This window comes from Burkholderia sp. Cy-637 (assembly GCF_011753175.1).
In the GTDB taxonomy this organism is placed as follows: domain Bacteria; phylum Pseudomonadota; class Gammaproteobacteria; order Burkholderiales; family Burkholderiaceae; genus Burkholderia; species Burkholderia gladioli.
The window spans coordinates 1-21,553 of sequence record NZ_VWWC01000098.1 but is presented as its reverse complement, the minus strand read 5'-3'; the positions used below and the strand labels follow the sequence as shown (position 1 = coordinate 21,553).

Sequence of the window (21,553 nt, the reverse complement as noted above, 5' to 3'; positions counted from 1 at the left end):
GGCCGCCTCGATCAGCTGTTCAGCGAACGCTTGTCGGCGGCCAGGGCCGCTTCGCGCAGCACTTCCGACAGCGACGGGTGCGCGTGGCAGATCCGGGCGATGTCTTCCGACGCCGCCTTGAACTCCATCGCCACCACGGCTTCGGCGATCAGGTCCGAGGCGTTGGCCGAGATGATGTGCACGCCCAGCACTTCGTCGGTCTTCGCGTCGGCGATCACCTTGGCAAAGCCTTCCGGCGCGTTCATGCCCAGCGCGCGGCCGTTGATCGAGAACGGGAACTTGCCCGCCTTGATCTCGCGGCCCTCGGCCTTCAGCTGCTGCTCGGTCTTGCCGACCCAGGCGATTTCCGGCGAGGTGTAGATCACCCACGGAATGCAGTTGTAGTCGATATGCGGCTTCTGGCCGTCGATCACTTCCGCGACCAGCACGCCTTCGTCCTCGGCCTTGTGCGCGAGCATCGGGCCGCGCACCACGTCGCCGATCGCGTAGACGTTCGGCACCGCGGTACGGCAGTGGTCGTCGACGTCGATGAAGCCGCGCTCGTTGGCCTTCAGGCCGATCGACTCGAGGCCGAGGTTGTCGGTGTTCGGCACGCGGCCGATCGACACGATCAGGCGGTCGGCTTCCAGCGTCTTGGCCGCGCCGTCCTTGTCCGTGTAGGCGATCGACACGCCCGCGTCCGAGGTCTTCACCTCGCCGATCTTCACGCCGAGGTTGATGTCCAGGCCTTGCTTCTTGAGCAGCTTGGCGGCTTCCTTGGCGACGGCTTCGTCGGCCGCGGCGAGGAACGCCGGCAGCGCTTCGAGCACCGTCACTTCGGCGCCCAGGCGGCGCCACACCGAACCGAGCTCCAGGCCGATCACGCCGGCGCCGATCACGGCCAGCTTCTTGGGCACCGTCTCGAAGGTCAGCGCGCCTTCGTTGTCGGCGACGATCTTGCCGTCGACCGGCAGGTTCGGCAGGTGACGTGCCTTCGAACCGGTCGCGATGATCACGTTCCTGGCCGTCACGACTTCGGTCTCGCCTTCGCCGCTGACCTCGATCTGAACGCCGGCGTCGGTCTTGCCGGTGAACTTGCCATGGCCCTTGAGCCAGGTGATCTTGTTCTTCTTGAACAGGTACTCGATGCCGCCCGTCATCTTCTCGACGATGGCGTCCTTGCGGGCCAGCATCTTGGCGGTGTCGATCTTCACGTCGCCCACCGTGATGCCGTGGTCGGCCAGGTGGTGCGAGGTCTTCTCGAACTCTTCCGAGGAGGCCAGCAGCGCCTTCGACGGGATGCAGCCGACGTTCAGGCAGGTACCGCCGAGCTTGAGCGCCCCGGCCGGGTTCTTCCACTTCTCGATACAGGCAACCGTCTTGCCGAGTTGCGCGGCGCGCACCGCGGCGATGTAGCCGCCGGGGCCGGCGCCGATCACGACGACGTCAAATTCCTTGGACATGACTATCCTTCTCTGTTGCCCCGCGCGCGGCGGCACGTCCTGCGTGCGCCGCGCGACCTGGGCGATTCAATGCGGGAAAGGCTGGGCTTACAGGTCGAGCAGCAGGCGCGCCGGATCTTCCAGCGCGTCCTTCATGGCGACCAGCGAAAGCACCGCTTCGCGGCCGTCGATGATCCGGTGGTCATACGACAGCGCGAGGTAGTTGATCGGGCGGATCACGATCTGGCCGTTCTCGACCACCGGGCGCTCCTTGGTGGCGTGCACGCCGAGGATCGCCGACTGCGGCGGGTTGATGATCGGCGTCGACAGCATCGAGCCGAACACGCCGCCGTTCGAGATCGAGAAGGTACCGCCCGTCATTTCCTCGATCGACAGCTTGCCGTCCTTGGCCTTCTGGCCGAATTCGGCGATCTTCTTCTCGATGTCGGCCAGGCTCAGCTGGTCGGCATTGCGCAGGATCGGCACCACCAGGCCGCGCGGCGAACCGACCGCGATGCCGATGTCGAAGTAGCCGTGATAGACGATGTCATTGCCGTCGATCGACGCGTTCACCAGCGGGAACTTCTTCAGCGCGTGGACCGCCGCCTTGACGAAGAAGGACATGAAGCCGAGCTTCACGCCGTGCTCCTTCTCGAACTTGTCCTTGTACTTCGCGCGCAGGTCCATGACCGGCTGCATGTTGACTTCGTTGAAGGTCGTCAGGATCGCGTTGGTCTGCTGCGACTCGAGCAGACGCTCGGCGATACGCGCGCGCAGGCGCGACATCGGCACGCGTTGTTCCGGACGATCGTTCAGCCAGGTGGTGGCCGAGGCCGGCACCTTGACGTCCGGCAGCGCGGCGGCCTTCTTCGGCGCGGCGGCGACCGGCGCCGAGGCAGCCTTCACCGGCGTGGCGTTGGCGCCCAGCGCGTCGCCCTTGGTGATGCGGCCGTCGCGACCGGTGCCCGAGACCTGGCTCGGATCGACGCCCTTCTCGGCCAGCAGCTTGGCCGCGGCCGGCGAGGCCGTGGTGTTGCTGGAGCCCGAGGCGGCAGCCGCTTGCGCGGCCGGCGCGGCTTCCACCGCGACCGGCGCCGGGGCCGGACGCACTTCGGCTTCGCCGGCGGCGGCGGCCACGGCACCGGCCTTCGCCTCGGTGTCGATGGTGGCGATCACCTGGTCGGCGACGACCGTGTCGCCGTCGTTCTGCAGCACTTGCGACAGCACGCCGGCTGCCGGTGCCGGCACTTCGAGCACGACCTTGTCGGTCTCGAGTTCGATCAGGATTTCATCCTGCGCGACCGCCTCGCCGGGCTTCTTCTTCCACTGCAGCATGGTGGCTTCCGAAACCGATTCGGAAAGCTGGGGGACTTTGACTTCTACGATAGCCATGACTTGATTCCTGGATGCTTGATCTGGGTAATGTCGGGATCCTGCGGCCTGGCTCGTGCTCGCGTTGCCGCGCGCAACGAGACGAACCGGGAACGCGCCTGGCGCGCTCCCGGTTCGTGAGGTCCGCTTATTTTGCGATCGACGCGCTCTTCAGGCGGCCGAATGCCCCTTCGATCAGGGCCTTCTGCTGCTCGTAGTGCTTCGCGTAGTAACCGACCGCCGGCGAGGCGGAAGCCGGGCGGCCGCTGTACGCGAGCTTCTGCCCTTCCTTCATGCCTTCCTTCAGGTGGTGTTCGATGTAGAACCACGGGCCCTGATTCTGCGGCTCGTCCTGCACCCAGACCACTTCGGTCGCGTTGTCGTACTTCTTCAGTTCCGCTTCGAACTGCTTGTGCGCGAACGGATAGAGCTGCTCGATCCGGACGATCGCCACGTCGTTCGCCTTCGCTTCGCGGCGATGCGCGACCAGGTCGTAGTACACGCGGCCCGAGCAGGCCAGCACGCGCTTGACCTTCTTCGCGTCGATCGACTCGTCGGTTTCGCCGAGCACCGGATGGAACGAACCCTTGGCCAGTTCCGACAGGTCCGAGACCGCTTCCTTGTGACGCAGCAGCGACTTCGGCGTGGCCACGATCAGCGGCTTGCGGAACAGGCGGATCATCTGGCGACGCAGCAGGTGGAAGATCTGCGCCGGGGTGGTCGGCTGGACCACCTGCATGTTGTGATCCGCGCACATCTGCAGGAAACGCTCGATACGCGTGGACGAGTGCTCCGGACCCTGGCCTTCGTAGCCGTGCGGCAGCAGCATCGTCAGGCCCGAGACGCGGCCCCACTTCACTTCGCCCGAGGAGATGAACTGGTCGATCACCACCTGCGCGCCGTTCACGAAGTCGCCGAACTGCGCTTCCCACAGCACCAGCGTGTTCGGTTCGGCGGTCGAGTAGCCGTACTCGAAGCCGAGCACCGCTTCTTCCGACAGCACCGAGTCGATCACCGTGAAGTTCGCCTGGCCTTCCGAGATGTTCTGCAGCGGCACGTAGGTGCCGTCGTTCCAGCGCTCGCGGTTCTGGTCATGCAGCACCGAATGACGGTGCGTGAAGGTGCCCCGGCCCGAATCCTGGCCGGTCAGTCGCACGGCGTAGCCCGATGCGACCAGCGAGGCGAACGCGAGGTGCTCGCCCATGCCCCAGTCGAGCGGTTGATCGCCCTGGGCCATCTTGCGGCGGTCGTTGATCACGCGCTCGACCAGCGGGTGGACCTTGAAGTTCTCCGGCACCGTGGTGATGCGCTCGCCGAGACGCTTCAGCTCGGCCAGCGGCACGGCCGTGTCGGCCGCGTCGGTCCACTTGCGGTTCAGGAACGGCACCCAGTCGACCGCGTACTTGCTCTTGTAGTTCGAGAGCACCGGATCGACCGTGTGGTGGCCGTCGTCCATCGCCTTGCGATAGGCCTTGACGAACTCGTCGCCCTGCTCGGCGGTGATCACGCCCTGCTGCACCAGCTTCTCGGCGTACAGCGCGCGAGTGCCCGGGTGCTGCGCGATCTTCTTGTACATCAGCGGCTGCGTGACCGCCGGCGTGTCCTGCTCGTTGTGGCCGAGCTTGCGGAAGCAGACGATGTCGATCACGACATCCTTGTGGAACTGCATGCGATAGTCGATCGCGATCTGCACCGCGAGCACCACCGCTTCCGGATCGTCGCCGTTCACGTGCAGCACCGGCGCCTCGATCATCTTGACCACGTCGGTGCAGTACAGCGTCGAACGCGCGTCGCGCGGGTCCGAGGTGGTGAAGCCGATCTGGTTGTTGATGACGATGTGCAGCGTGCCGTGCGTGCCGTAACCGCGCGTCTGCGCCAGGTTCAGCGTTTCCATCACCACGCCCTGGCCCGCGAAGGCCGCGTCGCCGTGGATCTGCACCGGCAGCACCTGCAGGCCGTCGGCGTCGCCGCGACGGTCCATCCGGGCCTTGGCCGAACCTTCGACCACCGGGTTGACGATTTCCAGGTGCGAGGGGTTGAACGCGAGCGACAGGTGGACCGGGCCGCCTTCGGTGGCGATGTCCGACGAGAAGCCCTTGTGGTACTTCACGTCGCCGGCCGGCAGGTCGTCGACGTGCTTGCCTTCGAATTCGGCGAACAGGTCGGCCGGCATCTTGCCGAGCGTATTGACCAGCACGTTCAGGCGGCCACGGTGGGCCATGCCGATGACGATTTCCTGCACGCCCTTCGAACCCGAATGCTGGACCACTTCGTCCATCGCCGCGATGAAGCTTTCGCCGCCTTCGAGCGAGAAGCGCTTCTGGCCGACGTACTTGGTGTGCAGGTAGCGCTCGAGGCCTTCGGCGGCCGTGAGGCGGTTCAGCACGTGCTTCTTCTTGTCGGCCGTGAAGTTCGGCGTGGCGCGCGTCGACTCGAGACGCTCCTGCCACCAGCGCTTCTGCTCCGGATCGCCGATGTACATGTACTCGGCGCCGATCGTGCCGCAATACGTGTCGCGCAGCGACTTGACGATGTCACGCAGCGAAGCCTGCTCGAAACCGAAATACAGGTTGCTGGCGCTGAACGTCTGGTCGAGGTCGGCCTCGGAGAAGTCGTAGAACGCGGGTTCGAGCTCGGGGATCGCGGGGCGCTCGCGACGCTTCAGGGGATCGAGATTGGCCCATTGCGAGCCGAGGAAGCGATAGGCGCTGATCAGGGTCTGGACGTGCACCTGCTTGCGCGCGGTGGCCAGATTGCCGCCGGCGTTGCCGTTGTCGCGCGGGATGAAGGCGTTGGCCTTGGCGCGCTGGGCAAAGGATTCGACGATCGGAAAGTGGGCGACGTCGTTCGCGTTCGAACCATCCGTAGCCGGCACGTTCTGCAGCGCGTCGAAATACTCGCGCCAGTTATCCGGCACCGATGCCGGGTTGTCCAGGTAGGCTTCGTACAGTTCTTCTACATACGAAGCATTGCCGCCGAACAGATAGGAGTTCAGCTGGAACTGCTTCATTACATCTGACATTTTACGCTCACCTTTCTTCGAGCTTCTCGAGAAATAGCGGGTTACTCAACCTTCCGCGACACGGCCTGACCGTTTAGCGGATTGCGCGAATCAAGTCTTGCTTGGAAGGACCTAAAACTTGCGTGCGCGCAGCATATCACAATACGCACCAACGAAGGTCACAATGTCGCACCCTCGAAGCCCGTCGCAGCAGGCTTTCGCGACAAATGGCCCCGATTTTGACGAGACTCGTAATAGTGTTTTACGAGGCACGGTCGACAGGACGCAAAAAAGCCGCCCGGAGGCGGCTTTTCTGGATTCTCGCCGAGGCAGGGCCAGGGCTCGAGACAGGCTTACTCGGCTTCGCGGCTGGCGCGGCGACGCTCGTGCTCCTTCAGGTGGCGCTTGCGCAGGCGGATCGACTGCGGCGTCACCTCGACCAGTTCGTCGTCGTCGATGAATTCGACCGCGTATTCGAGCGACATCTGGATCGGCGGCACCAGGCGCACGGCTTCGTCGGTACCCGAGGCGCGCACGTTGGTCAGCTGCTTGCCCTTGATCGGGTTGACCACCAGATCGTTGTCGCGGCTGTGGATGCCGATGATCATGCCCTCGTAGAGCGCGTCGCCCGGCTTCACGAACATGCGGCCGCGATCCTGCAGCTTCCAGAGTGCGTAGGCCACGGCCGCGCCGTCGTCCTGCGAGATCAGCACGCCGTTGCGGCGCTCGCCGACCGAGCCTTCCTTGACCGGTGCGTAGGAGTCGAAGATGTGGCTCATCAGGCCCGTGCCGCGCGTGAGCGTCAGGAACTCGCTCTGGAAGCCGATCAGGCCCCGCGCGGAGATCTTGTACTCGAGACGCGTGCGGCCACGGCCGTCCGAAGCCATGTCGAGCATTTCGCCCTTGCGGCGGCCCAGCTCCTCCATCACGCCGCCCTGGTGCTCGTCCTCGACGTCGATGGTCAGCTGCTCGTACGGCTCCTGCTTGACGCCGTCGACTTCCTGCAGCACCACGCGCGGACGCGACACGGCCAGCTCGTAGCCCTCGCGGCGCATGTTCTCGACCAGGATGGTCAGGTGCAGCTCGCCGCGGCCCGAAACCTCGAACACGGTTTCGTCGCCGGTGTCGCGCACGCGCAGCGCCACGTTGTGGTTCAGTTCCTTCATCAGGCGATCGCGGATCTGGCGGCTCGTCACGAACTTGCCTTCACGACCGGCCAGCGGCGAGGAGTTGACCAGGAAGTTCATGGTCAGCGTCGGCTCGTCGACCGTGATCATCGGCAGCGCTTCCGGCGTGTCGACGGCGCAGATCGTCGCGCCGATGCCGACATCCTCGATACCGTTGATCAGCACGATGTCGCCTGCCTCGGCCGACTCCACCTGGACGCGCTCCAGGCCCTTGAACGACAGCACCTGGTTGATCTTGCGGCTCAGCACCTCGCCTTCCGGGCCGAAGCGCATCACCACCGGCTGGCCCGGCTTGATGCGGCCGCGCGTGATGCGGCCCACGCCGATCCGGCCGACGTAGGTCGAGTAGTCGAGCGAGGTGATCTGCAGTTGCAGCGGCGCTTCCGGGTCGGCCGGGCGCACCGGCACGTGCTGGAGGATCGCCTCGAACAGCGGACGCATGTCGCCGTCGCGAGCCGACGAATCGAGCGAGGCATAACCGTTCAGGCCCGAGGCGTAGACGATCGGGAAGTCCAGTTGCTCCTCGGTCGCGCCGAGCTTGTCGAACAGGTCGAAGGTCTGGTTGATCACCCAGTCGATCCGCGCGCCCGGGCGGTCGATCTTGTTGACCACCACGATCGGCTTGAGGCCCAGCGCCAGTGCCTTCTTGGTCACGAAGCGGGTCTGCGGCATCGGGCCTTCGACGGCATCCACCAGCAGCAGCACCGAGTCGACCATCGACAGCACGCGCTCGACCTCGCCGCCGAAGTCGGCGTGGCCCGGGGTGTCGACGATGTTGATGTGGGTGCCTTCGTACTCGACCGCGCAGTTCTTCGCGAGAATCGTGATCCCGCGCTCTTTTTCGATGTCGTTCGAGTCCATCACCCGCTCGACCATCTGCTGGTTCTCGCGGAAGGTGCCGGACTGGCGCAGCAGTTGGTCGACGAGCGTGGTCTTGCCGTGGTCGACGTGGGCGATGATGGCGATATTGCGAAGGGCGCGGGTCATAGAAACCTGAAATCGAAACCTGATGATCGGACACGCAAAAACGCGCGTGGATGGTCGTGCCTCACGCGCGCTGCTTATTGCATCCTGGAAAGCCTAGGATTATAGCACGCCGGGATGTCGCGAACCGAGCTTTCGCTGCGGTGCACACTGACTGTCGCGCCGGCGCCATTCCGGCCCCTCGATCGCCGCCCTTCCCCGATTCGCCGGCCGCCCGTCTACGTATCGGCCCCGATTGCCCGTCCCGCCATGGCGGTTCATTATTTGCCGCGGCAATCAAGCACGCCTATACTGCTGCCTAGTCAACTATTGCAGAATCAGAGACTATGCCGGATTCCACCTCTTCCTCCGCCCGCGGCCTGTCGCTGTCGGCCTATCCGATCAACGACAGCGTCGGCTACCTGCTGTCGCGCGTGCGCTCGCTGATGACCAACCTCGTCACGCAGCGCACCCAGACCGAGCTCGGCATCACCGGCACCCAGGCCAGCATGCTGTTCATGCTGGCGGTCGGCAAATGCTCGACGGCCGCCGAGCTGGCGCGCGAATACGCGATCGACGCCAGTGCCGTCACACGGCTGCTCGACCGTGTCGAGAAGCGCGGGCTGCTGTCGCGCGTGCGCAGCCACGAGGACCGCCGGGTGGTGCGGCTCGAGTTGACCGACGAAGGACGCGAGCTGGCCGAACGGATGCCGGAGATCTTCATCAGCGTGCTCGACCAGTTGCTGAACGGCTTCACGCCGGAGGAAGTCGGCTTCCTGAAAAGCATGCTGCGGCGGATTCTCAGCAATTACTGCGGCGACGGCGGCACCGGCAACCCGCCCGCCTCCGCCCAATAAACCGTGCCATAACAATAATTTTCAATGGATCGACATAAGGAAATCCTTGCAATGTCCACCATTCACCCAGGGTCGGGGGCCGCTGTCCGGCCGATGCGCGGCACGCTGGCGGCGGCCATCGCCGCATTCGCGCTGGCCGGCTGCGCCAACTACATGGGCATCCACAGCGACAAGCGGATCGCGCCCGAATCGCAGTTCGACAGCACGCAGAGCCTGCCCGCCGAAGGCGGCCACTGGCCGGCGCTCGACTGGGCGAGCCAATTCGGCGATCCGCAACTGCCGAAGCTGATCGACGAGGCGCTCGAGGACAATCCGAGCATCGCCCAGGCCCAGGCGCGCCTGGCCAAGGCCTCGGCCTATATCCAGTCCTCGCGCGCCACCCTGTTCCCGAAGGTCGAGGGCAGCTATTCCTGGACCCGCGAACTCTACTCGGGCAACGGACTGTTCCCGCCCCCCTATGGCGGCAGCTGGTTCAGCGAGAACAACGCACTGCTCAGCGCCTCATGGGAGCTCGACCTCTGGGGCAAGAACCGCGAAAAGCTGAAATCGGCGGTCTCGCAGCAGAAGGCCGCGCAGGCGGAGTTCCAGCAGGCGCGCATCACGCTCGCCACCTCGATTGCGCGCACCTACAACCAGCTCGCCCAGCTCTACGCGCTGCGCGATATCGCCCAGCGCGAGATCGGCAATCGCGAGACGGTCGGCAAGATCACGGAGGGCCGCGTCGGCGCCGGGCTCGATACCAATGTCGAACGGCAGACCGCGCGCGGCAACGTGGCGACCAGCCAGTCCTCGCTGTCCGAACTGGACGGCCAGATCACCACGGTGCGCTACCAGCTCGCCGCCCTGCTCGGCAAGGGGCCCGACCGCGGCCTGCAGATCGCCATGCCGGTGCTGAAGCCGGGCGGCGCCATCGAGCTGCCCGGCAACATCCCCGCCGACCTGGTCTCGCGCCGCCCCGACATCGTCGCGGCGCGCTGGCAGGTCGAGGCACGCATCGCCGACGTGAAGGAAACCAAGGCCGAGTTCTTCCCCGACGTGAATCTCGCGGCGGGCTTCGGTTTCGATGCCTTCGGCTGGGGCCAGTTCCTGAAGTTCGCGAGTCGCCAGGCGCAGTTCGGCCCGGCCGTGCACCTGCCGATCTTCTACGGCGGCGCCCTGCGCGCGCAGTTGCGCGGCAGCTACGCCGACTACGACCTGAGCGTGGCGAACTACAACCAGACGCTGATCGGCGCGCTCAACGACGTGGCCACCCAGGTCGCCACGATCCGCGCCGTCGACAAGCAGATGGGCGATGCGCAGCGCGCGCTCGACGCGTCGACGCGCGCCTACGAACTCGCCGTGATCCGCTACAAGGCCGGCCTCTCGCCGCAACTGCAGGTGCTCAGTGCCGACATCAACCGCCTGAGCGCCGAGCAGACCGTCACCAACCTGGTGATGCGCCGCCGCGACATGCAGATCGGCCTGATCAAGTCGCTGGGCGGCGGCTTCGACGCGACCGGCACGCCGCTCGCGGCCGCCCCGGCGAAACCGGCGGGCGCGGCAGCCCGGGACGCGACGACGGCACATGCGCCGCCACCGGCCGCGACCGCCACGCAGCAACAGGCCGCGAACTGATGCCGGCCGCATCGTCCGCACCTGCCTGACACCACTCGCACCACCGACAAGAATCGACGGAGAACTTCGCCATGAGCGACCCTCAGCAAAACGCCGCCGCCCGGCCAAACAACGCGAAACGCAAACGGATGATGACCCTGCTGACCGTCATCATCCTGATCGCCGCGATCGCCTACGGGCTCTACTACTTCCTGGTCGCGCGCTTCCGGGAGAGCACCGACGACGCCTACGTGAACGGCAACGTGGTGCAGATCACGCCGCAGGTCACCGGCACCGTGATCGCCGTGAACGCCGACGATACGCAGACCGTCACGGCCGGCGCGCCGCTGGTGGTGCTCGACCCGGCCGACGCGCAGGTCGCGCTGCAGCAGGCCGAGGCCAACCTGGCGCAGACCGTGCGCCAGGTGCGCGGCCTGTTCGTCAACGACGACCAGTATCGTGCCCAGGTCGCGCTGCGCGAATCGGATCTGTCGAAGGCGCAGGACGACCTGCGCCGGCGCCTCGCGGTGGCACAGACCGGCGCGGTCTCGCAGGAAGAGATCTCGCACGCGCGCGACGCCGTGAAGGCCGCGCAGGCCTCGGTCGATGCCGCCCAGCAGCAGCTCGCCTCGAACCGCGCGCTGACCGCGAACACCACCATCGCCGATCACCCGAACGTGCTCGCCGCCGCCGCCAAGGTGCGCGACGCCTACCTGAACAACGCGCGCAACACGCTGCCCGCGCCGGTCACGGGCTACGTCGCCAAGCGCTCGGTGCAGGTCGGCCAGCGCGTCGCGCCGGGCTCGCCGCTGATGTCGGTGGTGCCGCTCAACGCGGTGTGGGTCGATGCCAACTTCAAGGAAGTCCAGCTCACTCACATGCGGATCGGCCAGCCGGTCGAGCTGACGGCCGACATCTACGGCTCCTCGGTCAAGTACCACGGCAAGGTGGTCGGCTTCTCGGCCGGCACCGGCTCGGCCTTCTCGCTACTGCCGGCGCAGAACGCCACCGGCAACTGGATCAAGGTGGTGCAGCGCCTGCCGGTGCGCATCGTGATCGATCCGAAGGAGCTCGAGCAGCATCCGCTGCGCATCGGCCTGTCGATGCAGGTCGATGTCGACATCAAGGACGATCACGGCGGCCAGCTCGGCAACGTGCCGAACACGGTCTACCAGACCGACGTGTTCGCCAAGTACGGCGACGAGGCCAATGCCGAGATCGCGCGCATCATCGCGCAGAATGCCGCCGGCGCCACGTCCTCGCGCGGTGCCGCCTCGCCCGCTTCGGCCAGGCCGGCCGCGCGCCCGGCGCCGAACCTGATGTAAGCGCGGAGCGCTCATGGCCCAGCCCCAACCACCCGCTCCCCACCCGCCGCTGCAAGGCGGCCAGCTCGTGCTCGGCACGATCGCGGTGTCGCTCGCGGTGTTCATGAACGTGCTCGACACCTCGATCGCGAACGTGGCGATCCCGACCATCTCGGGCGACCTCGGCGTGTCCTCGGACCAGGGCACCTGGGTGATCACCTCGTTCGCGGTGGCCAATGCGATCTCGGTGCCGCTGACCGGCTGGCTGACCGACCGGATCGGCCAGGTGCGCCTGTTCCTGGCCTCGATCATCCTGTTCGTGATCTCGTCCTGGCTCTGCGGCCTGGCGCCGAGCCTGCCCTTCCTGCTGGTATCGCGCGTGATCCAGGGCGCGGTGGCCGGCCCGATGATCCCGCTCTCGCAATCGCTGCTGCTGTCGAGCTATCCACGCGCACGCGCGCCGATGGCGCTCGCGCTGTGGTCGATGACAACGCTGATCGCGCCAGTGGCCGGCCCGATTCTCGGCGGCTGGATCTCGGACAACTACTCCTGGCCCTGGATCTTCTACGTCAACATCCCGGTCGGCATCGCCGCCGCGATCGTCACCTGGATGATCTACCGCAGCCGCGAATCGCAGACGCGCCAGGCGCCGATCGACGGCGTCGGCCTGGCGCTGCTGGTGATCTGGGTGGGCTCGCTGCAGGTCATGCTCGACAAGGGCAAGGACCTCGACTGGTTCGCCTCGACCACCATCGTGGTGCTGGCGCTGACCGCCATCATCGCCTTCGCGTTCTTCGTGATCTGGGAGCTGACGGCCGAGCATCCGGTGGTCGACCTGTCGCTGTTCCGGCAACGCAACTTCACCGGCGGCACGATCTCGCTGGCGATCGGCTACGGGCTCTATTTCGGCAACCTGGTGCTGCTACCGCTGTGGCTGCAGACCCAGATCGGCTACACGGCGACCGACGCCGGGCTGGTGCTGGCGCCGGTCGGCTTCTTCGCGATCCTGCTCTCGCCCCTGACCGGCAAGTTCCTGCCGCGCACCGATCCGCGCTATATCGCGACGGCCGCGTTCCTGGTGTTCGCGCTGTGCTTCTGGATGCGCTCGCGCTACACCACGGGCGTGGACGAATGGTCGTTGATGGCGCCGACCTTCGTGCAGGGCATCGCGATGGCGGGCTTCTTCATCCCGCTGGTGTCGATCACCTTGTCGGGACTGCCTGGCCACCGGATCCCGGCCGCCTCGGGCCTGTCGAACTTCGTGCGGATCATGTGCGGCGGGATCGGCACCTCCATCTTCCAGACCGCCTGGGACCATCGCAACAACTTCCATCACGCGCAGATCGTCGAGCAGGCCAACGTCTACAACCCGATCTTCAACCAGACCGTCACGCAAATGGGCAACCTGGGCTTGAGCGAGCAGCAGGCCAACGGCCTGATCAACCAGATGGCGACCCAGCAGGCCGCGCAGCTCGGCGTCAACGACCTGTTCTATCTGTCGGCCGCGATCTTCGTGGTGCTGATCGGCCTGATCTGGATCACCAAGCCGGAAAAGGCCAACAGCGGCGGCGGCGATTCGAGCGCCGCGGCTTCGGCGGCACACTGAGGCAAGCGGCTCGCCTCGCTGGTCGCGCAGAAAGGAAAATGCCCGGTCAAACCGATTGACCGGGCATTTTCGTATCCACCAGTGCTTCAGGCCGGCGTCATTGCGGCTCGCCGCTCACTACCAGGCGCTCCGGGGCCAGCACGCCCTCGCTCAGGCGAGCCACGCCGAGCAGGCATTCGGCCTCGTCATACACACGCACGCGATCGCCATCCTGGACGCCCAGCTCGAGCACCGAGGCGAGCCGCAGGCGCTGGCCATGACGGAAACGCTTCGCCTCCTCGGCCGTGAGCTGGACACGCACGAAGGTCGACAACAGCGCATCGACGGGCTGCAGCCAGCGATCGCGCTCTGCCGCTTCGGCATCGGACAGCGCATCGAGCGTGACGGCATGCTCCAGCGTCAGCGCACCGACGCCGGTGCGGCGCAACGCAACCAGGTGCGCGCCGCAGCCGAGCGCCTCGCCGATATCCTCGGCCAGGGTGCGAACGTAGGTGCCCTTGCTGCAGGTCACGCGAAAACTCACGTCCGGCAAGGCGCAGTCGAGCAGTTCGAGCAGGTGGATGGTCACCTGGCGCCCTTCGCGCTCGACGGTCTGGCCGGCGCGCGCATATTCGTAGAGTGGCTTGCCGTCACGCTTGAGCGCCGAATACATCGGCGGCACCTGCACGATCTCGCCGAGAAAACGCGGCAGCACGGCCTCGATCGCCGCACGATCGGCCCGCACCTCGCGCGTCTCGATCGCCTCGCCCTCGGCGTCGCCCGTGGTGGTGCGAATGCCGAGGCGCATGGTGGCCTCGTAGGTCTTATCGGCTTCGAGCAGATCCTGGGAGAACTTGGTCGCCTCGCCGAAACAGAGCGGCAGCAGGCCCGAGGCAAGCGGATCGAGCGTGCCGGTGTGGCCGGCCTTCTTGGCGAGGTAGAGGCGTTTCGCGCGGATCAGCGCGTCGTTGCTGGACAGGCCGACCGGCTTGTCCAGCAGCAGCACGCCGTCGAGCAGCCGGCGCGGCACGCGCGGGCGTTGAGGAGCAGTCGTCATGGCGAGATCGGGATCGGCGGGGCGGCTCAGTCGTCCTTGGCGCGCGTCGAATTCGCCTGCTCGATCAGGCGCGACATCTCGACAGCCTTCTCGATCGTCTGGTCGTAATGGAAATGCAGCGTCGGCACGGTATGGATGTGCAGCCGCTTGAACAGCAGGTTGTGCAGGTGGCCCGCGGCGTGGTTCAGCGCGTCCTGGGTCTGCAGCGGGTCGCCGGTGAGCGCCGTGAAATAGACCTTCGCATGCGCGTAGTCGGGCGTCAGCTCGACGCTCTGGATCGTCACGATGCCGATCCGCGGGTCCTTCACCTCGCGCATGATCAGCTCGGACAGATCGCGCTGGATCTGGTCGGCAATCTGCACGTTGCGATTGGGAGAGGTACGTTTCTTCGTCATGGTATTTCCGTCATTCCGTTCATCGAACGGGCGACGACACATATCGCCGTCGCCATGAAAATGGGCGGGACAGGCCCACGCCTGCCCCGCCCATCAGCGTTCACGCCGGCCTTACAGCGTCCGAGCGACTTCCGTGACCTCGAACACTTCGAACTGATCGCCTTCGACGATATCGTTGAAGTTCTTGATCGACATACCGCACTCGAAGCCTTGCTTCACTTCCTTCACGTCGTCCTTGAAGCGCTTGAGCGAATCCAGCTCGCCCGTGAAGATGACCACGTTGTTGCGCAGCACGCGCACCGACGAGGAGCGCTTGACCACACCGTCCGTGACCATACAACCCGCCACCAGGCCGACCTTCGGCACCTTGATGACCTGGCGCACCTCGACCATGCCGGTGATGACTTCGCGCTTCTCCGGCGCGAGCATGCCCGACATTGCCGCCTTCACCTCATCCACGGCGTCGTAGATGATGTTGTAGTAGCGGATGTCGATGCCGTTCGACTCGGCCAGCTTGCGAGCCTGGGCATCGGCGCGCGTGTTGAAGCCGATGATGACCGCCTTCGAGGCCGTGGCCAGGTTGACGTCGCTTTCGCTGATGCCACCCACCGCGCTATGCACGATCTGCACACGCACTTCGTCGGTCGACAGCTTGAGCAGCGACTGCACCAGCGCTTCCTGCGAACCCTGCACGTCGGCCTTGATGATGAGCGGCAGGTTCTGCACTTCGCCTTCGCCCATCTGTTCGAGCATGCTTTCGAGCTTGGCCGCCTGTTGCTTGGCCAGCTTGACGTCGCGGAACTTGCCCTGGCGGAACAGCGCGATTTCGCGCGCCTTGCGCTCGTCCGGCAGCACGATCACTTCCTCGCCGGCGCCCGGCACTTCCGACAGACCCTGGATTTCCACCGGGATCGACGGGCCGGCCGACTTGGTCGGCTTGCCGTTCTCGTCGAGCATCGCCCGCACGCGGCCATAGGCCGTGCCGGCCAGCACCACGTCGCCGCGCGACAGCGTGCCGGACTGCACCAGCACCGTCGCCACCGGGCCCTTGCCCTTGTCGAGCTTCGCTTCGATCACGATGCCCTTGGCCGGCGCCTCGATCGGTGCCTTCAGTTCCAGCACTTCGGCCTGCAGCAGCACGTTCTCGAGCAGGTCGTCGATGCCCGAACCGGTCTTGGCCGACACCGCCACGAACGGCGAATCGCCACCGTACTCTTCCGGCACCACGCCTTCGGCAACCAGTTCCTGCTTGACGCGATCCGGATTCGCATCCGGCTTGTCGATCTTGTTGATCGCGACCACGATCGGCACCCCACCCGCCTTGGCGTGCGAGATGGCTTCCTTGGTCTGCGGCATCACGCCGTCATCGGCGGCCACCACCAGCACCACGATGTCGGTCGCCTTCGCGCCGCGTGCACGCATGGCCGTGAAGGCCTCGTGACCCGGCGTATCGAGAAAGGTGACGACGCCGCGCGGCGTCTCGACGTGGTAAGCGCCGATATGCTGCGTAATGCCGCCCGCTTCGCCCGCCGCCACCTTGGCGCGACGGATGTAGTCCAGCAGCGAGGTCTTGCCGTGGTCGACGTGACCCATCACCGTGACGACCGGCGGACGCGGCAGTTGCTCCGCATCGACGCCGACCTCGCCCTCGACCAGCAGCGCTTCCGGATCGTCGAGCTTGGCGGCCACGGCGCGATGACCCAGTTCCTCGACGATGATCATCGCCGTTTCCTGGTCCAGCACCTGGTTGATGGTGACCATCTGGCCGAGCTTCATCATGATCTTGATGACTTCGGACGCCTTCACCGACATCTTGTGCGCGAGATCGGCGACGGAAATCGTCTCCGGCACGTGCACTTCGCGCACGATCGGCTCGCTCGGCGCCTGGAACGACGAGGCGCTGTCCTGGTGACGGCCGCGACCCTTCGGGCCGCCGCGCCAGCCGCGGTCGACGCCGCCGCTGGAATCGCCGCGCGTCTTGATGCCACGACGCTTCGATGCGTCGTCCTGCCAACCGCCCTTGCCGGCCGGTTTCTTGTTGCGATCGGCCGCGCCCGGTGCGCTGGTATTGGCATTGGCGTTCGCCGGCGCCGCGGTGGCGGGCTTCTTCGCCGCTGCCGCATTGGCCGGACGCGCGCCCGCTTCGCCCGCCGGCTTGGCCGGCTTGTGCAGCGTGCCCTTGGCCTCGGCCGCCTTGGGCGGCTCGGCCGGCTTCGGCGGCTCGACAGCCTTGACCTGCGCACGGCGCGGGGTCGCCATCATTTCGCGAATCGCGCGCGCCTCGGCCTCGGCCTTCTCGCGACGCTTGCGGATTTCCTCCTGCTCGGCACGCGCCTTGTCGGCGGCCTCGCGGGCAGCGTCCTCGGCCTTCTTGGCCGCTTCGCGCTGGGCGGCACGTTCGGCCGCCGCACGCTCTTCGTCCTGTGTCGACTGCTGCGCGTTCTGCGTTTCCTGCGCACGCGCGGCTTCCTGCTCGGCCGCGGCCTGCTGCGCGGCAGCCTGCTGCTGTGCCTGAGCTTGCGCCTGGGCCGCAGCCGCGCGCTTGCTGGCCGCCTCTTCCTCGGCGCGGCGACGCTCGGCCTCGGCCGCTTCCTCGCGAGCCCGACGATCGGCTTCCTCGCGTTCGAGGCGCTCCTGGCGCTCGCGCAGCTCCTGCGCCTGCTTCTCGAGCAGCTCGGCCTCGTGGCGCGCTTCTTCCTCGCGACGCTTCAGATCGGCCTCGGCCGCCGCATCGTCCGCCTGGTCCTGGCCCACATCGGCGCCGTTCTCCGCGACATCGTCGCGTTTCACGAACGTCCGCTTCTTGCGCACCTCGACCTGAATGGTGCGAGCCTTACCCGTTGCATCGGATTGCTTGATTTCCGACGTGTGCCGGCGGGTCAGCGTGATCTTGCGCTTGTCGGCGTCGGACGAGCCGTGCGATTTACGCAAATGATCGAGCAGACGCGCCTTGTCGGTTTCCGACAGCGCATCGTCTTCACTCGCTTTCTGGACGCCCGCTGCCTGCAGCTGTTCGAGCAGCACACCAGCAGGCATTTTCAGTTCCGCGGCAAATTGGGCTACGTTGTTACTCGCCATTCATTCCTCTTAGTGCAAGGACCGATTCCTTGCGGTTAGCATCGGGTCATGCGGCCTTCCGGCCGCCAAATATCAGTGCGCCATGGTCATTTCTCACTGGAACCAGTGTTCACGTGCTTTCATGATCAGCGCTTTCGCGGCTTCCTCTTCCACTCCGGTCATCTCGACCAGTTCGTCGACAGCCAGCTCGGCGAGATCGTCGCGCGTCGCCACGCTATGTTCCGCCAGCTTCGCGAGCAACTCCGGCGTGATGCCGTCGAGGCTCTTCAGGTCGAGCGCAGCATTTTCCACCTTTTCCTCGTTGGCGATCGCCATCGTCAACAGGGCATCGCGCGCGCGGTTGCGCAGCTCGTGCACGGTCTCCTCGTCGAACGCCTCGATCTCGAGCATTTCGTTCAGCGGGACGTAGGCGATTTCTTCGAGGCTGGTGAAACCTTCGTCGATCAGGATGTCAGCCACTTCCTCGTCGACATCGAGGCGCGCCATGAACAGGCTGCGCAGACGATCACGCTCTTCACCTTGCTTCAGGGCGGATTCGTCCGGCGTCATGATGTTGATCTGCCAGCCGGTCAGTTCGCTGGCAAGGCGCACGTTCTGGCCGCTCCGGCCGATCGCGACAGCCAGTTCGCTTTCGTCGACGACGACGTCCATCGAGTGCTTTTCTTCATCGACGACAATCGATTGCACGGCTGCCGGCGCGAGCGCGCCGATCACGAACTGGGCGGGATCGTCGGACCATAGCACGATGTCGATGTTTTCGCCACCGAGCTCGTTGCGCACGGCCTGCACGCGCGAACCGCGGATGCCGACGCAGGTGCCGATCGGATCGATCCGCTTGTCGTAGGCGACCACGCCGATCTTCGCACGAACGCCGGGATCGCGTGCTGCCGCCTTGATCTCGAGCAGGCCCTGTTCGATTTCCGGCACTTCCATCTCGAACAGCTTCATCAGGAATTCAGGCGCCGTGCGCGACAGCTCGATCTGCGGACCGCGTGCGGTGCGATCGACCTTGGCGATATAGGCGCGCACGCGGTCGCCCACGCGCAGGTTTTCCTTCGGAATCAGCTGGTCACGGCGCAGCAGCGCCTCGACACGGCCCGACTCGACGATGAAGTTGCCCTTGTCGAGACGCTTGACCGTGCCGGTCATGATCTTCTCGCCGCGCTCGAGGTAGTCGTTCAGGATCTGCTCGCGCTCCGCGTCGCGAACCTTCTGCAGAATCACCTGCTTGGCGGCCTGCGCGCCGATCCGGCCGAACTCGATCGACGGCACCGATTCCTCGATGTAGTCGCCGACCTCGATCTCGGCCTTCTGCTCGCGCGCCTCGAACAACAGGATCTCGCGATCCGGCTCCTGGAGGCCGGCTTCGTCCGGCACCACCAGCCAGCGCCGGAAGGTTTCGTGCTCGCCGCTTTCACGATCGATATGGACACGGATTTCGGCGCCTTCGTCGAACAGCTTCTTGGAGGCCGAGGCGAGCGCGGCTTCGAGCGCGCCCAGCACGATATCCTTGTCGACGTTTTTCTCGCGTGCCAGCGCATCCACCAGCATCAACACTTCGCGACTCATTGTTTGCGGCTCCTAAAGTCAACTTGCGGAATCAGGCGGGCTTTGTCGATGTCGGCCAGCGTGAAATCCAGCATGGCCGCCTCGCCCTTCTTCCTCTCGAATTCCAAACCGATCGTTTCGCCGTTCGGCGCATGCAGAATGCCGCGGTAGGTCTTGCGGCCTTCCAGCGGCTTTTTCAGGGTGACGGAGATTTCGTTTCCGGCGAACCGTTCAAAGTCGGCCAGCTTCTTCAGCGGACGGTCCAGGCCGGGCGACGAAACCTCGAGCCGTTCGTAATCGATGTTTTCGACCGTCAATACGTGCTGGAGCTGACGCGTGACCTTTTCGCAATCGTCGATCGAGATGCCCGCCGGCTGATCGATGTAGACGCAGAGCATGCCGCGCCCGGTGCGCTCGAGGTCGACCAGCTCGTAACCGAGCCCGGTGACCGTGGTTTCTATCAGTTCCGTCAGTTGCACAGTGTCCTCTCAGGTGTTCGCGCCCGCCGTTCGCGATTCACCCGCAGACGCGCGCCTTGCCGGCGCAGGAAGCGCTACCCGAGATGCCCAACCGTTTCAGCAAAAAAAAATGGGCGAAACGCCCATCTTCTTACTCTGGTGGTCGCACCTAGGCCGCACATTAAACCCGTACGCCCAGCGACTTTGCGATTATAGCGTTTTTTAACCCAAACGCAAAGCATCGCCCATGAAACCAGCCTGAAAGGCCGGTTTCCCCATCGTTTTCCGATTGATCGGTGCAGCGACCGAGGTTCAGCGGCCGCGAGCGCGGTTGCGCTGCTGCTGCGGGCGCTGGCCGCCGCGCGCGTTGCCGCCGGCATTGCCGCCGCCGTCCGCGCGATTGCCGTTGGCACCGCGCGGGCCCTGGCTCTTGCCGCCGCCGCGCTTGTTGCCGTTGTTCGCGCCATACGACAGGCGATTGCCGTCGACATCGCCGCCGCCGCGACGGTTGCCGTTACCGTTGGCGTTGCCGCCAAAGCCGCCGCCCGCCGCGCCGCCACCAAAGCCGGCACCGGCACCAAAACCGCCGCCCTGGGCGCCGCGACGGCCCCCGCGACGCGGCTGGTCGAGCTGGCCGTGGGTAGTCAGCACCGGTTCGCGATTGAGGAAGCCCATCGAGGTCTGCATCGGATCGGGCTGGCGGCGCTCGGCCTGGCCGGCCCCGCCGCGCTTGCCCTTCTCGTCGGCGGCGACCTTCAGGCCGACGGTCGCCATCAGCTTGCGGACCTGCGCTTCGTCGAGTTCTTCCCAGCGGCCGCGCTTCAGGCCGCGCGGCAGCGGGATCGAGCCGTGACGCGTGCGGATCAGCCGGCTCACCATCAGGCCGACCGCCTCGAACATGCGACGCACCTCGCGGTTGCGGCCTTCGGCCAGCGCCACGTGGTACCAGTGATTGGTGCCTTCGCCGCCGCCGTCGCGAATCCGCAGGAAGTTCGCGGGGCCGTCCTCGAGTTCGACGCCGTGCAGCAGCTTCTGGCGCGAGGCCTCGTTGAGCTCGCCGACCACGCGCACCGCGTATTCGCGCTCCACGCTATAGCGCGGGTGCATGAAGCGGTTCGCCAGGTCGCCCGAGGTGGTCAGCATCAGCAGACCTTCGGTATTGAAGTCGAGCCGGCCGACCGCGAGCCATTTCGCCGTCTTCATCGGCGGCAGGCGATCGAAAACCGAGGCGCGGCCTTCCGGATCGGCATGACTGACGATTTCGCCGGTCGGCTTGTGATACAGCAGCACGCGCGGCGGCTTGTTCGCCAGCTTGCGCTTGACCGGCTTGCCGTTGATCCGGACCTGGTCGGTCGGCAGGATGCGCTGGCCGATGTGAGCCGGCTCGCCGTTCACCGACACGCGGCCGGCGACGATCAGCTCCTCCATCTCGCGACGCGAGCCCATGCCGGCTTCGGCCAGCACCTTGTGCAGCTTCGGCGCGTCGTCTTCCGGCGCGAGCACGCGCTTGGGCGCCTGACGGCCACGGCGCAGCATCGGAGCGCGCACGCCATTGCCGCCGCTGGAGTTGTCGGCATCGAAGGCCGGCGAGGTCACATAGGAGAAGATGTCGTCCTGCCCGGCGCTGCCGCCGCCAGCGGGAGCCTCCGCGGCCGACGCGGCGGGAGCAGCGGCTGCCGCGCCGCGCTTGCCCTGCCGCGGTTGCGCTGCCGCGCCTTCGCGCTTGGCGGCCGTC

General features: G+C 66.0%; 14 protein-coding genes. 4 read left to right on the top strand and 10 right to left on the bottom strand.

Annotated features, from left to right (window positions below; all coding sequences use genetic code 11):
• Nucleotides 1–11: 11 nt before the first annotated feature.
• From lpdA to typA, 4 genes are all read right to left on the bottom strand, one after another.
• Entirely contained in the window at nt 12–1,442 is a 1,431-nt protein-coding gene (lpdA, locus tag F3J10_RS22975) for a dihydrolipoyl dehydrogenase (protein ID WP_025101215.1), read from the bottom strand.
• An 87-nt stretch (nt 1,443–1,529) separates the two neighbouring features.
• A complete protein-coding gene (odhB, locus tag F3J10_RS22970) occupies nt 1,530–2,813 on the bottom strand; it encodes a 2-oxoglutarate dehydrogenase complex dihydrolipoyllysine-residue succinyltransferase (RefSeq protein WP_167243062.1) in 1,284 nt (427 codons plus the stop codon).
• A 127-nt stretch (nt 2,814–2,940) separates the two neighbouring features.
• Nucleotides 2,941–5,814, bottom strand: coding sequence for a 2-oxoglutarate dehydrogenase E1 component (locus tag F3J10_RS22965; RefSeq protein WP_166914498.1), 2,874 nt, complete (start codon nt 5,812–5,814; stop codon nt 2,941–2,943).
• Between the two features lie 332 nt (nt 5,815–6,146).
• Nucleotides 6,147–7,967, bottom strand: coding sequence for a translational GTPase TypA (gene typA / locus F3J10_RS22960; RefSeq protein WP_025101217.1), 1,821 nt, complete (start codon nt 7,965–7,967; stop codon nt 6,147–6,149).
• A 323-nt stretch (nt 7,968–8,290) separates the two neighbouring features.
• Between typA and F3J10_RS22955 the strand changes: the two genes are divergently transcribed.
• The 4 genes from F3J10_RS22955 (at nt 8,291) to F3J10_RS22940 (ending at nt 13,303) form a co-directional block, all read left to right on the top strand.
• Entirely contained in the window at nt 8,291–8,800 is a 510-nt protein-coding gene (locus tag F3J10_RS22955; RefSeq protein WP_025101218.1) for a MarR family transcriptional regulator, read from the top strand.
• 51 nt (nt 8,801–8,851) lie between these two features.
• Nucleotides 8,852–10,414 carry an efflux transporter outer membrane subunit gene (locus F3J10_RS22950; RefSeq protein WP_166914496.1) on the top strand — a complete coding sequence of 521 codons (1,563 nt, stop codon included), beginning with the start codon at nt 8,852–8,854 and terminating at the stop codon, nt 10,412–10,414.
• A 71-nt stretch (nt 10,415–10,485) separates the two neighbouring features.
• Entirely contained in the window at nt 10,486–11,718 is a 1,233-nt protein-coding gene (locus tag F3J10_RS22945; RefSeq protein WP_167243061.1) for an HlyD family secretion protein, read from the top strand.
• 13 nt (nt 11,719–11,731) lie between these two features.
• The gene (locus F3J10_RS22940) at nt 11,732–13,303 is read left to right on the top strand and encodes a DHA2 family efflux MFS transporter permease subunit (protein ID WP_017919159.1); all 1,572 of its coding nucleotides are present in this window, start codon (nt 11,732–11,734) and stop codon (nt 13,301–13,303) included.
• A 97-nt stretch (nt 13,304–13,400) separates the two neighbouring features.
• On the opposite strand, the gene truB is transcribed toward F3J10_RS22940, so the two are convergent.
• From truB to rluB, 6 genes are all read right to left on the bottom strand, one after another.
• Entirely contained in the window at nt 13,401–14,339 is a 939-nt protein-coding gene (gene truB / locus F3J10_RS22935) for a tRNA pseudouridine(55) synthase TruB (RefSeq protein ID WP_167243060.1), read from the bottom strand.
• A gap of 26 nt (nt 14,340–14,365) precedes the next feature.
• Nucleotides 14,366–14,734, bottom strand: coding sequence for a 30S ribosome-binding factor RbfA (rbfA, locus tag F3J10_RS22930; protein WP_013697779.1), 369 nt, complete (start codon nt 14,732–14,734; stop codon nt 14,366–14,368).
• 111 nt (nt 14,735–14,845) lie between these two features.
• The gene (gene infB, locus F3J10_RS22925) at nt 14,846–17,812 is read right to left on the bottom strand and encodes a translation initiation factor IF-2 (RefSeq protein ID WP_025098683.1); all 2,967 of its coding nucleotides are present in this window, start codon (nt 17,810–17,812) and stop codon (nt 14,846–14,848) included.
• A 93-nt stretch (nt 17,813–17,905) separates the two neighbouring features.
• The gene (gene nusA, locus F3J10_RS22920; protein WP_025098684.1) at nt 17,906–19,381 is read right to left on the bottom strand and encodes a transcription termination factor NusA; all 1,476 of its coding nucleotides are present in this window, start codon (nt 19,379–19,381) and stop codon (nt 17,906–17,908) included.
• On the bottom strand, nt 19,378–19,839 hold the full coding sequence (gene rimP / locus F3J10_RS22915) for a ribosome maturation factor RimP (protein ID WP_013697776.1): 462 nt from the start codon (nt 19,837–19,839) through the stop codon (nt 19,378–19,380). The genes nusA and rimP overlap by 4 nt, the downstream gene beginning before the upstream one ends.
• A 291-nt stretch (nt 19,840–20,130) precedes the next feature.
• On the bottom strand, nt 20,131–21,553 hold a 1,423-nt coding region (gene rluB, locus F3J10_RS22910; protein WP_167243059.1), incomplete at its 5' end, for a 23S rRNA pseudouridine(2605) synthase RluB.

Excerpts from the sequence above, each read along its gene's own strand:
- lpdA (WP_025101215.1), bottom strand. The coding sequence starts at position 1,442 with ATGTCCAAGGAATTTGACGTCGTCGTGATCGGCGCCGGCCCCGGCGGC.
- odhB (WP_167243062.1), bottom strand. The coding sequence starts at position 2,813 with ATGGCTATCGTAGAAGTCAAAGTCCCCCAGCTTTCCGAATCGGTTTCG.
- F3J10_RS22965 (WP_166914498.1), bottom strand. The coding sequence starts at position 5,814 with ATGTCAGATGTAATGAAGCAGTTCCAGCTGAACTCCTATCTGTTCGGC.
- typA (WP_025101217.1), bottom strand. The coding sequence starts at position 7,967 with ATGACCCGCGCCCTTCGCAATATCGCCATCATCGCCCACGTCGACCAC.
- F3J10_RS22955 (WP_025101218.1), top strand. The coding sequence starts at position 8,291 with ATGCCGGATTCCACCTCTTCCTCCGCCCGCGGCCTGTCGCTGTCGGCC.
- F3J10_RS22950 (WP_166914496.1), top strand. The coding sequence starts at position 8,852 with ATGTCCACCATTCACCCAGGGTCGGGGGCCGCTGTCCGGCCGATGCGC.
- F3J10_RS22945 (WP_167243061.1), top strand. The coding sequence starts at position 10,486 with ATGAGCGACCCTCAGCAAAACGCCGCCGCCCGGCCAAACAACGCGAAA.
- F3J10_RS22940 (WP_017919159.1), top strand. The coding sequence starts at position 11,732 with ATGGCCCAGCCCCAACCACCCGCTCCCCACCCGCCGCTGCAAGGCGGC.
- truB (WP_167243060.1), bottom strand. The coding sequence starts at position 14,339 with ATGACGACTGCTCCTCAACGCCCGCGCGTGCCGCGCCGGCTGCTCGAC.
- rbfA (WP_013697779.1), bottom strand. The coding sequence starts at position 14,734 with ATGACGAAGAAACGTACCTCTCCCAATCGCAACGTGCAGATTGCCGAC.
- infB (WP_025098683.1), bottom strand. The coding sequence starts at position 17,812 with ATGGCGAGTAACAACGTAGCCCAATTTGCCGCGGAACTGAAAATGCCT.
- nusA (WP_025098684.1), bottom strand. The coding sequence starts at position 19,381 with ATGAGTCGCGAAGTGTTGATGCTGGTGGATGCGCTGGCACGCGAGAAA.